Origin of the sequence: Pseudomonas mandelii (assembly GCF_900106065.1) — a bacterium.
GTDB classification, from domain to species: domain Bacteria; phylum Pseudomonadota; class Gammaproteobacteria; order Pseudomonadales; family Pseudomonadaceae; genus Aquipseudomonas; species Aquipseudomonas mandelii.
Genome location: NZ_LT629796.1, coordinates 5,970,777 through 5,985,060 on the forward strand (window position 1 = coordinate 5,970,777; position 14,284 = coordinate 5,985,060).

A 14,284-nucleotide genomic window follows, 5' to 3' on the forward strand; every position below is an offset into this window, starting at 1 on the left:
GCGATAGCGGCTTGTCAGGCAACATTGATGTCGACTGACCCACTGCTATCGCGAGCAGGGCTCGCTCCCACATTGTTCTCCATCGCTGCGTGTTCTGCGGGTTCAAGGTGCCAGGCGGTTCCGTTGCCATACGCCATCGCGCAACCGGTAATCGAGGCGGTCATGCAAGCGGTCGGCACGGCCTTGCCAGAATTCCAGGCGATCCGGCTGCAAGCAGTAGCCGCCCCAATGCTCGGGCCGCGGCACGGTCTGGCCGGCAAACCGTTGGGTGGTTTGTGTCAACAGCGATTCAAGCTCGGCCCGATTGGCCAATGGTCGGCTTTGCGGTGAGGCCCAGGCGCCCAGGCGACTGTCCTGTGAGCGGGAATCGAAGTACGCATCCGACAGCGTCGGGGCGAGCCTGGACACCTGACCCTCGATCCGCACCTGACGCTCCAGCCCCGGCCAAAAAAAGGTCATCGCAGCATACTGATTAGCAGCCAACTGCTGCCCCTTGTCGCTCTGGTAATGACCGAAAAACGTGAAGCCTTCATCACTAAAGCCCTTGAGCAGCAGGACCCGACAGTGCGGGCGACCTTCACTGTCGACGGTCGCCAACACCATGCTGTTGGCTTCGACAGGCGCGCGCTCGGTGTCGCGGGCCAGTTGCATCCACTGTCGGAACATGGCCAGCGGGTCGTCCAGCGCCGCTTCGTCTTGCAGGCCAAAAAGGGTGTAGTTGCGGCGCATCTGTGCCAGAGAAAGGGGCATGACGGTGATCTCCGAAAAGGTTCTGCCCAGCGTGCGAGACTTCGCGCAACAGCACCTTGACCACCATCAACACTGAGCATGCCCCGCCTTATTTGAGGCGTAACCGCCGCGCCAGTTTGTGCAGGTTGCTGGGATCGATTTCCAGGATCCGCGCGGCGCTGGCCCAGTTATCCCCGGACAGGCTCAAGGCCTGGAGAATTTTCTTGCGCTGGTAATCGTCGACCGCTTCCCCCAGGGGCTGGAACGGCGCGTCAGCCGTTTCGTCCAGAGGACTTTCGACGACCACGCCCTGCCCGCCCATGGCACTGTCGAGGTCCAGAATCTCGGGTTCCAGCGTCATGATCAGGGTACGACTCGTGCCGCGGCTGAGCGTCTTCAACGCGGCTCGGCTGATCACATGTTCCAGCTCGCGCACGTTGCCCGGCCAGTTGTAAGTCAGCAGCGCGCGCTCGGCGGCCGGCGACAGACGCAAACCGCGCAAGCCAAGCCGCGCCCGATTCAGCTCAAGGAAGTGCCCGGCCAGCATCAACACATCGTTACCCCGCTCGCGCAACGGCGGAATCGGCACCGGATAGACCGAGAGCCGGTGATACAGATCCGCCCGAAACAAACCATCGCGGATGCTGTCCGGCAGGTGCCGGTTAGTCGCGGCGATGATGCGCACATCGACGTGCAACGGCTTGTCGGCGCCGAGGCGCTGGATCTCGCCGTTCTGCAGGGTGCGCAGCAGTTTCGCCTGCACAGCCAACGGCAATTCACCGACTTCATCGAGAAACAGCGTGCCGCCGTTGGCCGCATCGAAACGCCCGGCACGGTCACTGGTGGCGCCGGAAAACGCGCCTTTGACATGGCCGAACAATTCACTTTCCGCCAGAGACTCCGGCAAAGCAGCGCAGTTGACCTGCACCAGCGGCTTATGACTGCGACGCGACAGACGATGCAAGCGCCGGGCGAACAGCTCTTTGCCGACGCCGGTCTCGCCCAGCAGCAACACCGGCAGCTCGGAATCGGCCAGTACATCCAGTTCATTGAGCAACTGGTGCAGCACTTCACTTTGCCCGAGGATTTCGCCTTCGTCCGCCGGTCTGCGTACGTCTTGAATATCGCTGCGGGACAAGCGCAGGCTGCGGTTTTCCTGTTCCAGTCGGGTGACTCGCACGGCGGCTTCGATCTGCAAGGTGCAGCGCTTGAGCTCTTCCCGCGCACGGCTGTCGAAGGTCCCGGCATGCAGCGCATCGAGGGTGATCGCCCCCCAGATCCGACCTTCCACATACAGGCTCACGCCCATGCAGTCATGCACTGGCATCGGTTCGCCGGCGTGATTGTCGAGCAAGCCATCATAGGGATCCGGCAGCCGACTGTCGGGCTCGAACCAGGTGGGTTCGCGCGACGCCATGATCGCCGCCAGCCGCGGATGCTGAGCGATGACAAACCGGCGGCCCAACGCTTCATGCACCAGCCCCACCGTCGCGACCGGCCTGAGGCTGTCGTCATCCAGACGCAGCAATCCCACGGCGCCACTGTTGAAGTACTCGCGCAGGGTCTGGACCAAACGTTGCAACCGCACAGCATTCGGCAACTCGACGATCAGGTCGGCCGCCAGGCTTTCACGCAGCATGGTAGTTATTACCCTCTATGGTTGGATTCACCCTAAAGTGTCCGGGTGTCTATCACCACAACTAAAAATTAAGCCATATTTTTCAATACGTTAAATATGGCATGTCGGATGCAATGAGCCTGGGGAACCGTTGAAATCCAAACAAGGAACCCCTGATGAGCCTGACTCTATTGGAACAAAGCCTCGGCCAACTGGCGTGCGACATTCCCGGCGCCACGCGGATCTTCCACACCTTTAAACTGGACTTCTGTTGTGGCGGGCATAAAAGCCTGCTTGAAGCGGCCGCTGGCAAAGGCCTCGATCCGGCCCTGATTGCCGATGCGCTGCACCGGCTGCAAGACACCGGCGAAACCCAGCACGACTGGCGCAACGAACCCTCGGAGCTGTTGATCGCCCATCTTCTGGCGCGCTACCACGCCCGCCATCGCGAACAACTGCCGGAACTGATTCGTCTGGCCCGCCGCGTCGAGCAGGTCCATGGTGCCCGCAGCAGTTGCCCCAACGGCCTGGCCGATCTCTTGACCGACATGCAACAAGAACTTGAAGGCCACATGCTCAAGGAAGAACAAGTGCTCTTCCCGATGCTGCAACAAGGCATCGGCCCTCAGGCCGCACCGCCGATCCAGGTGCTGCGCTTTGAACATGATCAACATGGCGAAGCATTGGAAAGGCTGCTTGCGCTGACCAACAACATCACCCCGCCGGCCGATGCCTGTAATACCTGGCGTGCCCTGTATCGCGGGCTGCTGGAGTTCCGTGATGACTTGATGCAACACATCCATCTGGAAAACAACGTGTTGTTCGTCAACGCACTTAAACCTCGCCATTGATCGATTGCGGGTCATACAAAACCAGTGACACAGCTTTCGCGAGCAGGCTCGCTCTCACAGGGGAACGGTATCCCAATGTGGGAGCGAGCCTGCTCGCGAATGGCGCCGTTACAGGGTTGCGGGTTCTCCAGCGCGATCAACCGTGCCAATAGAACATGGCCTTGGCCAGGATCACGATCAACACCATGTGCCCGAGGATGCTGCGGCGAATCCAAGTGGCGCGGGTCGTGGTCAGGCATGCACTTTTCAGCCAGTACGCCAGCAGAAAGTAATGGCCGATGATGCTCAGGGCCAGGATGATCTTCAGGCTCAGCAACGTACCAAAACTGCTCGCCAGCGGCTGACTCAATACACCCCGGTGTTGCCACGCCAGGCTGATACCGGCGGCATACAACAGCAACACCACGCCATGCAGCACCTTGCGCGAACGCACTGCAATCGCTTGATCGGCGCTCGTTTGCGCGCTAACGGCCACCTGCTGGCGGGCGTTGTGCCAGATCACCACCTCGAAAAACAGCGTGCCGATGAAGGCAATCGCCGCCAGCAAGTGGGTGACCAGTAAAAAGGGATACATCACCGGCAGCCTCCATCAGTTAGCGTGCTTAGCCCGGATGGCCGTCCACCCGGGACTGCAACAGCATCGGCCCATAGCGCCAGGCGTATAGCGCAAACGCCAGCACCCAACACAGACCGGCCAGCCACAACGCCGGCAAGGGGAAAAACAGGATCAACACGACCCGGCTCAGACAGGCCAGGTTGAGCAGAATGAACGCCAGGGTCATGCCCGACGGCGGCTCCAGCGCGCGGCCGGTATGCCCCAGGCTGACCCGTGCAATCATCGCCAGCACCAGGCCGCCCATGGCGCCAATGGTCAGGCAATGCACCGCCAGACTCGGATTGATCGGCACACCGAAATGCCACAGCGCCATCCCGAGACAGGCCACCGCCAGCCAGGCATAAGCCAGGTACAACGACCACAACAACGGCACATGCCAGAGGGCGCGATCATGCCAGCGCACCAGGCGCACCAGATGCCCAGCGGCCAACACCGCGAACAACAGGCCCACCCAGAAATCGGGGGCAAGCGCAGGTCCCGCGGCATAGAGCAACGCTACCAGCGGTGAGCCAATCAGCAGCAGCCAATCCAGCCACGGCCAAGGGGTTACGCCCTCGACCTTGCCGAGGCCGCGCTGGATGAAGAACGGAATGACGCGCCCACCGATCAAACCCATCATTGCCGCCACCAGCCACATACCCGTCAACACGCCTTGACGCTGCCAGCCTTCATGACCTTCGACCAGACCATACAGGGACAACCCATCGGCCGCCGCTAACAGCAGCAACACCACCGCAATGGGGTAGTTACGTTTCTGCCGCACCTTCCACAAGGTGAATCCCATGAGCGCAGCCACCGCCAGCGGGAACGCCAGTTCCAGCACCGCAAGCACCGGCAACGGTGCATTGACCAGCCAGGCCACGCGCGCCAACAACCACAGCAGCGCCAGCATGGCCAGTGGTTGCCCGCTGATGCCGGGGCGACCGGTCCAGGTCTGCACCGCCGTCAGCAGAAAGCCGGCGATGATCGCCAAGCCGAATCCGAACAGCAATTCGTGTCGATGCCAGCTCAGCCAGCCACCCGCCGGCTGCCAGCCGGAAAGCTCACCACTGAAGGCGAACAGCCAGAGCGGAATGACCAGCACCGCCAGCAGGCAGCCGGCGAGGAAAAACGGCCGAAAGGCCAAACGCAACAGCGGCGCGATAGCCATCGCTTTACGGCGGTCAAGCACTTGCATAAAGCTACTCCTTTACCTTGCTGCTGACCTGACGCCAACCCACACGCGTCGAGGCAAGTCCGGGGGCAATCATCGGGTATTGACGATTAATTGCCTTTGTCGCAGATCAAGTGTGCAAGGGCCGTGCCCTGATATTCATTCGCCCGCTGTGGTGAGAGGACCCGCGCCCCTGCGGGACCGGGCCAGGGTAGAAATGACCATCAAAGGGTTACTTGAACCCTAAACCCCGTGGTCGTTTTTACCCTCCTATCTGGCAACCCCAGTAAACAAAGGACTCCAGGCATGGCCCGCGTCTTGCTCAATGGTTCAGAAATTAAGGAAAACCTGATCCTTCTCGATCCCCAGGAGTCGTCATGAAAAAAGTCATCCAGCCATTGGCCTGGTTTGTGGTGCTGACCTCGGTGCTGGCGTTGGCCAGCGGTGTCTCGCTGGGCCTCGTTTGACTTGATCGCCATCCCCTCTTCAAACTTCAGGATGAATTCTTATGGTGCTTCATCGCGTCCATCACCAGATTCTGCGCAGTCATCACTTGTTCGAGCCGTTGAACGAAGAACAGCTGGATGAGTTGATGAGTACCAGCCATTTGCTGAGCATCGACAAAGGCGAACCGTTGTTCCGTCAGGGCGAGCCGGCAGACTCGTTCTATTTCGTGATTGCCGGCGCGGTGAAAATCTATCGCCTGACGCCCGACGGGCAGGAGAAAGTGTTTGAGGTCATTGGTGACCGGCAAACCTTCGCCGAAGCGATGATGCTGATGGACACCCCGAACTATGTGGCCTCGGCCGAAGCGATCTGCCCCACTCAGCTCTATCGGTTATCCAACAGCACCTATATGCGCCTGCTGCAAAGTAACAGCCGACTGACCTTTGCGCTGCTCGGCAAGCTGTGCGTTCGCTTGCATCAACGGGTCAACGAAATCGAAACCCTGTCACTGAAAAACGCCACCCACCGGGTCGTGCGTTATCTGCTGACGCAACTGGTGCGCCAGCAAACCGTTGGCAGCCAATTCGAATTGCCAATGGCCAAGCAACTGATTGCCGGGCACCTGTCGATCCAGCCGGAAACCTTTTCGCGGATTATCCGTCGCCTGATCGATGAAAACATCATCACCCAGGACGGCCGCCAGATCGCCATTCTCGATCGTCTGCGCCTGGAACAGTTCGAGTGAGTGCCATGCCCGTCTGTTTGTATTGCCAACGTGCCAACCCCGCACAAGAAACCGAGTGCCGCCAGTGCGGCATGCCCTTGCCAGTATTGGCCGCACACGCGGCGCAACGTCGGTTGCGCCGATTCACGTGGTTCTGCATTGGCCTGACGATCTTCTGCGTGACGATGTTTTTCTGGCTGCCACGCGGCATCAGTTGATGCTGCGTACCCCCCTCAAGGTTGGGTCAACTGGCGGTACAGCTGCGGCAATCGCAGGGGTAATTGCTCGGGCTGACGGATCAAGGTGTAGCCATTGGCGCCGAACATGTAAGGCAGGTAATCCCCGGCCTCGCGATCAATCGTGATGCAAAACGGCGTCAACCCCTTGCGCCGCGCCTCCAGCACCGCTTCGCGGGTGTCTTCAACACCGTAACGTCCCTCATACAAGTCCAGATCATTCGGTTTGCCATCCGTGAGCAGCAGCAACAATTTGCTGCGGCGCTTGCTCTTGCCCAGCAGTTGGGTGGCCTGGCGGATGGCGGCGCCCATGCGCGTGTAATAACCCGGTTTGAGCCCTTGAATACGACCGCGGGTGTTGTCGTCATAACGCTGGGTGAAAGACTTGAGTTCCTGCATCCGCACTTGATGACGGCGCAACGAGGAAAACCCGTACAGGGCGAAATCGTCACCGAGCACCGACAGGGTCTCACCGAACAGCAGCAAGCTGTCGCGGATGACATCAATCACCCGATGCTCATCGTTCAGGTGCGCGTCGGTGGACATCGACACATCGGCCAGCAACAGGCACGCCAGGTCACGGCGTGTCTGCCGTTGTTCCATGAACAAACCGCGTTCCGCACACTGGCCATGCTCGCGTTCAACGTGAAAATCCAGCCAGGCCTGCATATCCAGTTCAAACCCTTGGGGTTGCTTGCGTAACCATTGGCGGTCATTGCGCAGGTGCTCGAACTGGTGCCGCAGACGGTGCGCCGAAGCTTTCAGCCGTGGCGGCAGTGGCTGCGCCTCGCAGTCCCGGGGCACCATCATTTGCAGATTGACGAAGGCGACTTGCATCTGCTGTTTGCGATAGTCCCACTCCGGCAACTTGATGCCCTCGCCCAGGGGAATATCGTCGACATCGGCCGGCGGTAAATCCAGGTGCAGCTTGAGGCCGCCGCCCTTGCGCAGACGGGTGCGCGACAGGCTCAACTCGTCGAGGTCCTCGGCGACTTTGGCCGCGTCCGGGTCCTCGCTGTCGTCCGACCAGCGATCCAGGTCCACGTGTTCGGTCCAGCTGAACAGGTTCTCCAGACGCACGATTAACAACCCGCCGTCGCGGGTGCTTTCATCTATCCGCTTGGCGCGTTTGCTTGCGCCCTTTTGCTCACCGGGTGGGGTCGTCAACGATTCTTCGGACTCCTCCCCCAGGTCGGCAGCCTGAGGGCTCGCGAGGTTTTGCGGCGGGTACAACCACAGCGGCAGCGGCCACGCGGCCCGTTCGCTGCGGGGAAAATGTTCGACACTGCCGGGCTCGCGCAGCGCCTGGCATAACGCCCGTTCCAGGGCCGCTTCGCCACGACTCAATGTGGCCGGATCCGGGCGCAATTGCAGGTGAGCATCGACCAGACGTTTGTACCGGGCACGCAACGCGGGATAACGCCCTAACAGCAGTTGCGTCCAGCGTTGATTGTCCCGTCCCCAGTGCCGCATCTGGCCGGCCTGTGCCGCCAGCAAGGCGAGCCAACGATAGAGTTCTTCGTTCAGTGCGACTTCGGGAAACACCGCGAGGCTCGACGGTAGACGAAGGTTGCTCGCATCGCACCACGCCAGGGGCACTTGCTTGCAGGTGCCGGCGATCTGCTGCAACACGTTGCGCCGCAACAGCAGATCGCGGTCGCTGGCGGCTTCGACACCGATACCACTGGCACCGCCCATGGCGCGAAACAGCAGCGCCAGCGGACGTTGCTGGCTGGCCAGTTCAACGCGTGCTTCGGGGAAGTCCGGGCTGGCGCGCCGGGTGATGAAGCGATGCCAGACGCTGCCGACCCACTCTTCCAGTTCGACGGTAAAGGCCATGATCATTGCCCTTTTTGTAAAGCAAAAAAACGGCCCGCTGTCTCAGCCGGGCCGACCTTTTCTAACCTTGACAGCAGCTCATGAAGGCACCACGGCCGCCGGGGCGCGCAAGGCTGCGCGGGCACGTTGCTTGAAGCTGAACAGGTAACAGAGCAGTCCCGCAAGGAAACCAAGACCGGCACCAAAACGGGCCCAGAACAGCACCTGCAGTTGTTCGACCGTGGCCATGAAGGGCAACGCAACACCATCGACCTGCCAGCGTTGCAGGTAGACCTGAACGACACCGGCTGCGGTGAGGAACAGCGTGATCATCACCATCGACAGGGTCATCAACCAGAAGCCCCAGATTTCGAAGGTCTGCGAGCGCTCATCGCCTGCTTCACCCAACCCGCGCAGTCGTGGCATGGCGTAGCTGATCAAGGTCATCACGATCATCGCGTAAGCACCGTAGAAAGCCAGGTGGCCGTGCGCCGCCGTCAGTTGCGAACCGTGGGTGTAGAAGTTGACCGGTGCCAGGGTGTGTAAAAAGCCCCAGACGCCAGCACCGAAGAACGCTGTGACGACGGTTCCCTTGGCCCACAGGGTGGCGGCGCGGTTCGGGTGTTGCCGGCGGCGGTTCTTCACCATGCTGAAGGCGAAGATCACCATGGCCAGGAACGGCAGAGGTTCGAGTGCCGAGAAGATTGAACCGACCCACAACCAGACCTCAGGCGCACCAATCCAGAAGAAGTGGTGACCGGTGCCGATGATCCCGGTAATCAGCGCCATGGCGATGATCACATACAGCCATTTCTCCACGACTTCCCGGTCTACCCCGGTGATCTTGATCAGGACAAACGCGAGCATCGAACCCATGATCAGTTCCCACACACCTTCCACCCAAAGATGCACCACCCACCACCAGTAGAACTTGTCACGGGCCAGGTTGCCGGGGTTATAGAAGGAGAACAGGAAGAACACCGCGAGCCCGATCAACCCGGTCATCATCACCATGCTGACGGTGGTCTTGCGACCTTTGAGCAGGGTCATGCCGATGTTGTAGAGGAAGCCCAGGCACACCACCACAATGCCCATCTTGGTGATGGTCGGTTGCTCCAGGAACTCCCGGCCCATGGTCGGCAGCAGTTCGTTGTGGGTCAGCCTGGCCAGGCCGGCATACGGCACCAGCAGATAGCCCAGAATCGTCAGCACACCCGCGGCGGCGAAGACCCAGAACAGGATGATCGCCAGCTTCGGACTGTGCAGTTCGCGGTCGGCCTCTTCCGGAATCAGGTAATAGGCAGCGCCCATGAACCCGAACAGCAGCCAGACGATCAGCAGGTTGGTGTGCACCATCCGCGCCACGTTGAAGGGAATGATCGGGAACAGAAAGTCCCCTATCACGTATTGCAGGCCCATGATCAACCCGAACAGCACCTGCCCGAGAAACAGCATCAGGGCGAACACGAAGTAAGGTTTGGCCACGGCTTGCGAGGCAAATTTCAGATGCGGATTAGCAATGCTCATCGCTTAGCCCTCCTTGTTTGGCGGCCAGCCATTGGTGTTGATGTTCGAGCTCCATTTGAGGAACTCGGCGATGTCATCCACCTCCTGGTCACTCAACTTGAACTGCGGCATCGCGCGCCGGCCGGGTACACCCAGTGGCTGCATTTTCATCCAGGCATGCAGAAAGGGTTTGAAGCCCTCTTCCCCACCGCGCCGCTGGAACACGTTGCCCAGCTCAGGCGCAAAGTAGGCGCCCTCGCCCAGCAGCGTGTGGCAGCCGATGCAATTGTTTTGCTCCCAGACCAACTTTCCGCGCACCACGGATTCAGTGAGCTGCGCCTCATTGCTGCGGGCCGGAAAGGTCTGTTCCGTGTGATAGGTCAAGGCCAGGAATATCAGGAAGAAGAAGATGCTTCCCCCGAAATAGATATTCCTGGCCATGCCTTTGGTGAAGGTCTCTGACATGGTCGCTTCCTCTTTGCTTGGCCCGTCCATGATAGGAAGCGAAGGGTTGAAACCTGCTTGATGGCGATCAAGAAAGACAGATGGTTTTGGTCGGGTATTACTGACAACGCAGATCGAATGTGGGAGCGAGCCTGCTCGCGAAGGCAGAGTGTCAGTCAACTTGGATGTTGAATGTGACGGCTCCTTCGCGAGCAGGCTCGCTCCCACGTTGAAAGTTGGGCTGTTTTACGGGCTGTATTCCTTCAGCGGACCACCTCCAGCGTCAGGCCTACAACCGCCGCCAACACCAGCGCCCAGCTCAACATCAACCGGCGCCACAGTCGCGGCGCGTGGCGCATCTCCATGAAGCCATCGGTGATCAGCCACGCCTTGCCCACCGCCACCAGCAAGATGGCCATCGACAGCAGCGATGTCGCGCCAACGTGGGCCAACACCACCGTGCACACACTTAACGTGGCAAGCGCCGCCCAACAGGCGAGCAATACCCTGGAAACAGACATGAGAACCTCGTCAACTCAGCACGTAGACCAGCGGAAACAGCATGACCCAGATCAGATCGACCATGTGCCAATAGAGCACGCCGGATTCAAACCAGCTGCGCTTGCTGGCGTCGTACAAGCCACGGCGACAGCGCTCCGCGAGCCACCCGAGAATGACCATGCCGAGCAGTACGTGGAGAAAATGAAAACCGGTGAGGATCCAGTAGAGGGTGAAAAAGGTGTTGTGCTCCATGCCCAGCCCCGAGGCGAGCAAGTGCCGGTATTCCGTGAGTTTCAGCACCACGTAGACACTGGCGGCGAGTAACGCCATCAGCAGGAAGACCGCACCGTGACGCGGCCGCGAGTGCCTGACTTGCTCTTGCGCCAGCGCGGCGAACAGCCCCGCAGTGAGCAGGCTCAGGGTCATCGCCAACCCGGTTGAGGTGTTCAGCAACAGGCGGCTTTCACTGAACATCTGCGGTTTGAGCGCTTGGGTCACGGCGAACGCCAGGATCAGGATGGCGAACACCGACAGCTCGGCCAGAATGAAAAACCACATCGCCAGATCGCCCGGCAAGTGACGGCGCAAGACGCCCGCGGACTCAGCCGAAGTGGACATCAACCACGTCCATCAGCGCGGCAACGGTCAACGGATCGTCGCTCAGCGGCTCGGCCAGGCAGGCCATGCAGGCCTCACGCGGGCTCATGCCGGAGCGGATCATGCGCGCGGTAAAGATCAGCAGCCGCGTTGAGGCGACCTCTTCCAGATCATGTTGATCGAGCCGGCGCAGCGCCTGGCCCAACCGCACCACTTGCGTCGCCAGCGCGGTGTCCACCTGGGCTTCCCGGGCCACGATACGTTCTTCGTCGGCCACCGGTGGATAGCCGAAACGCATCGCCACGAAACGTTGGCGGGTGCTGGGTTTCATGCCTTTGAGCAGGTTCTGGTAACCGGGGTTGTAGGAGACCACCAGCATGAAGGACGGCGGCGCCTTCAGCACTTCGCCGGTGCGTTCCAGGAACAGTTCACGACGATCATCGGCCAATGGATGCAACACCACCACGGTGTCCTGACGCGCCTCGACCACTTCGTCGAGGTAACAGATGCCGCCTTCACGCACCGCGCGGGTCAGCGGTCCGTCCTGCCACCAGGTGCCCTGGGCACCGATCAGGTGGCGTCCGATCAGGTCGGCCGCGCTCAGATCGTCATGGCAAGCCACGGTGTACAGCGGCAGTTTCAGCCGATGGGCCATGTGCTGGACAAAGCGGGTCTTGCCGCATCCCGTCGGGCCTTTGATCAGCACCGGCATGCCGTGTCGCCAGGCTTGCTCGAACAGCGCCTCCTCATTGTTGAGCGGTTGATAGAAGGGTTCGCAAGACGGGTTACGGTCCATGGGCTGCCTGTTCCAAAAGCGGATTCAAGGAACACGCTACGGGCCCCTGCGACAACCTGGCAAGTGAGATGGCCGGCAAACTTGATCGTCGTCAAGCGAACATTGGCCTGCTCGGGCATAGCCTTGCACGGCACTAAGAACCTGCGTTCTGTGCTGCCGTTTCAGCACATCGCAAAGGTCTTGCCTGAGGAGAAATGGAATGCTGATCAGCAATAGAAAAACGTTTGCCCTGACCCGCGCTGCATTGTGTTCGTCACTGGCCCTGGTGGTGGGTCATGCCGCCAGCGCTGAAGAGCCCGCCGCAGTGGTGGCCAACCTGCCCATGGTTAAAACTGCTGGCGCTCCCGACATGAGCCAGGCCGAGTTCGACTCATCCAAGGAAATCTATTTCCAGCGCTGCGCAGGCTGCCACGGCGTTTTGCGCAAAGGAGCCACGGGCAAACCGCTGACGCCGGACATTACCCAAAGCCGCGGGCAACCATATCTGGAAGCCTTGATTACCTACGGGTCACCGGCGGGCATGCCGAACTGGGGGACGTCCAATGCGCTGACCAAGGATCAGATCACGGTCATGGCCAAGTTCATTCAGCACACGCCGCCGACGCCACCGGAATGGGGCATGGCCGAGACGCTGAAAACCTGGAAAGTGTTGGTCAAACCCGAAGATCGTCCGAAGAAGCAGCTGAGCAAACTCAACCTGCCGAACCTGTTTTCGGTGACGTTGCGCGATGACGGCAAGATCGCCCTGGTCGACGGTGACAGCAAGAAGATCGTCAAACTCATCGAGACCGGTTACGCGGTGCACATCTCGCGGATCTCTGCCTCAGGCCGCTACCTGCTGGTGATCGGTCGAGACGCCCGGATCGACATGATCGACCTGTGGCCGGTGGAGCCGACCAAGGTCGCCGAAGTCAAAGTGGGCATCGAGGCGCGCTCGGTCGAGACCTCCAAGTTCAAAGGCTACGAAGACAAATACACCATCGCCGGTTCTTATTGGCCGCCGCAGTTCACCATCATGGATGGCGAAACCCTGGAGCCGAAGCAGATCGTTTCGACCCGCGGCATGACCGTCGACAAACAGGAATATCACCCCGAGCCTCGGGTCGCAGCGATCATCGCCTCCCATGAATGGCCGGAGTTCATCGTCAACGTCAAGGAAACCGGCAAGGTCATGCTGGTCAATTACCAGGACATCAAAAACCTCACTGTCACCTACATCGATGCCGCGCCGTTCCTGCATGACGGCGGTTGGGACAGCACGCACCGCTACTTCATGACCGCCGCCAACAACTCCAACAAGGTCGCCGTGATCGACTCCAAGGAGCGCAAGTTGACCGCACTGGTGGACGTCGGCAAAACCCCTCACCCGGGTCGCGGCGCCAACTTCAACCACCCGACCTATGGCCCGGTCTGGGCCACCAGCCATCTGGGTGATGACGGCATCTCGCTGATCGGCACCGACCCGACCAAACACCCGCAATACGCCTGGAAGCAGGTCGCCTCGCTCAAGGGTCAGGGCGGTGGATCGCTGTTCATCAAAACCCATCCCAACTCCCGTCATCTGTACGTCGATACCACCCTCAACCCGGATACAAAACTCAGCCAGTCAGTGGCGGTGTTCAACCTCGACAAACTCGACGCCGGCTACACCGTGCTGCCCATCGCTGAATACGCGGGCATCAAGCAAGGCGCCATGCGCGTCGTGCAACCGGAATACAACAAGGCCGGCGATGAAGTCTGGTTCTCCGTGTGGAGTGGCCAGGCAGACGAGTCGGCGCTGGTGGTGATCGACGACAAAACACTGAAGCTCAAGTCAGTCATCAAGGACAAGCGACTGATCACACCCACCGGAAAGTTCAACGTCTACAACACCCAACACGACATCTATTGAGCTCCATCAATGCAAGGAAACACCATGAAAAATACTCTGTTTTCACTGTTCGCCCTGACCGCTGCGCTGAGTGTGCAACCGGCCATGGCCCAAGACGCGCTGGAGCTGTTCAAGAGCAAACCCTGCGCAGCCTGTCATTCCATCGACACCAAGATTGTCGGCCCTGCGCTCAAGGATGTAGCGGCCAAGAACGCTGGCGTACCCGGAGCCGTGGACACCCTCGCGAGCCACATCAAGAACGGTACACAAGGCAACTGGGGGCCGATGCCCATGCCGGCCAACCCGGTGACTGAAGAAGAAGCGAAAACGCTCGCGACTTGGGTACTGACACTCAAATAACCGCCAGGAGGGCGTCTT

General features: G+C 60.2%; 15 protein-coding genes. 5 read left to right on the top strand and 10 right to left on the bottom strand.

Features of this window, described 5'->3' with window-relative positions; translation table 11 throughout:
- Positions 1 to 102: 102 nt before the first annotated feature.
- Positions 103 to 750, bottom strand: coding sequence for a pyridoxamine 5'-phosphate oxidase (pdxH, locus tag BLU63_RS27715; protein ID WP_083376771.1), 648 nt, complete (start codon positions 748 to 750; stop codon positions 103 to 105).
- Positions 751 to 838: 88 nt separating this feature from the next.
- Positions 839 to 2,368 carry a nitric oxide reductase transcriptional regulator NorR gene (norR, locus tag BLU63_RS27720; protein ID WP_010460201.1) on the bottom strand — a complete coding sequence of 510 codons (1,530 nt, stop codon included), beginning with the start codon at positions 2,366 to 2,368 and terminating at the stop codon, positions 839 to 841.
- Between the two features lie 155 nt (positions 2,369 to 2,523).
- On the opposite strand from norR, the gene ytfE reads away from it, so the two are divergent.
- Positions 2,524 to 3,198, top strand: coding sequence for an iron-sulfur cluster repair protein YtfE (gene ytfE, locus BLU63_RS27725; protein WP_017338886.1), 675 nt, complete (start codon positions 2,524 to 2,526; stop codon positions 3,196 to 3,198).
- A gap of 136 nt (positions 3,199 to 3,334) precedes the next feature.
- Here the strand turns inward: ytfE and BLU63_RS27730 are convergent, their stop codons facing one another.
- Both BLU63_RS27730 and BLU63_RS27735 read right to left on the bottom strand, forming a co-directional pair.
- The gene (locus tag BLU63_RS27730; RefSeq protein WP_010460197.1) at positions 3,335 to 3,772 is read right to left on the bottom strand and encodes a CopD family copper resistance protein; all 438 of its coding nucleotides are present in this window, start codon (positions 3,770 to 3,772) and stop codon (positions 3,335 to 3,337) included.
- Between the two features lie 28 nt (positions 3,773 to 3,800).
- Positions 3,801 to 4,991: an NnrS family protein gene (locus BLU63_RS27735; RefSeq protein WP_083376772.1), complete on the bottom strand. Its 1,191-nt coding sequence runs from the start codon at positions 4,989 to 4,991 to the stop codon at positions 3,801 to 3,803.
- 484 nt (positions 4,992 to 5,475) lie between these two features.
- Between BLU63_RS27735 and BLU63_RS27740 the strand changes: the two genes are divergently transcribed.
- Positions 5,476 to 6,159, top strand: a complete 684-nt coding sequence (locus tag BLU63_RS27740) for a Crp/Fnr family transcriptional regulator (RefSeq protein WP_010460193.1) — start codon at positions 5,476 to 5,478, stop codon at positions 6,157 to 6,159.
- The gene (locus BLU63_RS27745) at positions 6,156 to 6,356 is read left to right on the top strand and encodes a hypothetical protein (protein ID WP_010460191.1); all 201 of its coding nucleotides are present in this window, start codon (positions 6,156 to 6,158) and stop codon (positions 6,354 to 6,356) included. The genes BLU63_RS27740 and BLU63_RS27745 overlap by 4 nt, the downstream gene beginning before the upstream one ends.
- 15 nt (positions 6,357 to 6,371) lie before the next feature.
- Here the strand turns inward: BLU63_RS27745 and BLU63_RS27750 are convergent, their stop codons facing one another.
- The 6 genes from BLU63_RS27750 to BLU63_RS27775 all read right to left on the bottom strand — a co-directional run bounded on the left by BLU63_RS27750 (position 6,372) and on the right by BLU63_RS27775 (position 12,036).
- On the bottom strand, positions 6,372 to 8,213 hold the full coding sequence (locus tag BLU63_RS27750; protein WP_083377307.1) for a nitric oxide reductase activation protein NorD: 1,842 nt from the start codon (positions 8,211 to 8,213) through the stop codon (positions 6,372 to 6,374).
- A gap of 78 nt (positions 8,214 to 8,291) precedes the next feature.
- A complete protein-coding gene (locus tag BLU63_RS27755) occupies positions 8,292 to 9,719 on the bottom strand; it encodes a cbb3-type cytochrome c oxidase subunit I (protein WP_083376773.1) in 1,428 nt (475 codons plus the stop codon).
- A 3-nt stretch (positions 9,720 to 9,722) separates the two neighbouring features.
- Entirely contained in the window at positions 9,723 to 10,163 is a 441-nt protein-coding gene (locus tag BLU63_RS27760; protein ID WP_083376774.1) for a c-type cytochrome, read from the bottom strand.
- Positions 10,164 to 10,405: 242 nt separating this feature from the next.
- Complete coding sequence (locus BLU63_RS27765) at positions 10,406 to 10,663, bottom strand: cytochrome C oxidase subunit IV family protein (protein WP_083376775.1); 258 nt, start codon at positions 10,661 to 10,663, stop codon at positions 10,406 to 10,408.
- Between the two features lie 10 nt (positions 10,664 to 10,673).
- On the bottom strand, positions 10,674 to 11,261 hold the full coding sequence (locus tag BLU63_RS27770; protein ID WP_083376776.1) for a cytochrome c oxidase subunit 3: 588 nt from the start codon (positions 11,259 to 11,261) through the stop codon (positions 10,674 to 10,676).
- Positions 11,245 to 12,036 (bottom strand): CbbQ/NirQ/NorQ/GpvN family protein, encoded by a 792-nt coding sequence (locus BLU63_RS27775; protein WP_083376777.1) that lies wholly within the window; start codon positions 12,034 to 12,036, stop codon positions 11,245 to 11,247. The genes BLU63_RS27770 and BLU63_RS27775 overlap by 17 nt, the downstream gene beginning before the upstream one ends.
- A gap of 199 nt (positions 12,037 to 12,235) precedes the next feature.
- Between BLU63_RS27775 and nirS the strand changes: the two genes are divergently transcribed.
- Complete coding sequence (gene nirS, locus BLU63_RS27780) at positions 12,236 to 13,927, top strand: nitrite reductase (RefSeq protein ID WP_077748426.1); 1,692 nt, start codon at positions 12,236 to 12,238, stop codon at positions 13,925 to 13,927.
- A 24-nt stretch (positions 13,928 to 13,951) separates the two neighbouring features.
- Entirely contained in the window at positions 13,952 to 14,266 is a 315-nt protein-coding gene (locus tag BLU63_RS27785) for a c-type cytochrome (RefSeq protein ID WP_042932083.1), read from the top strand.
- Positions 14,267 to 14,284 lie beyond the last annotated feature (18 nt).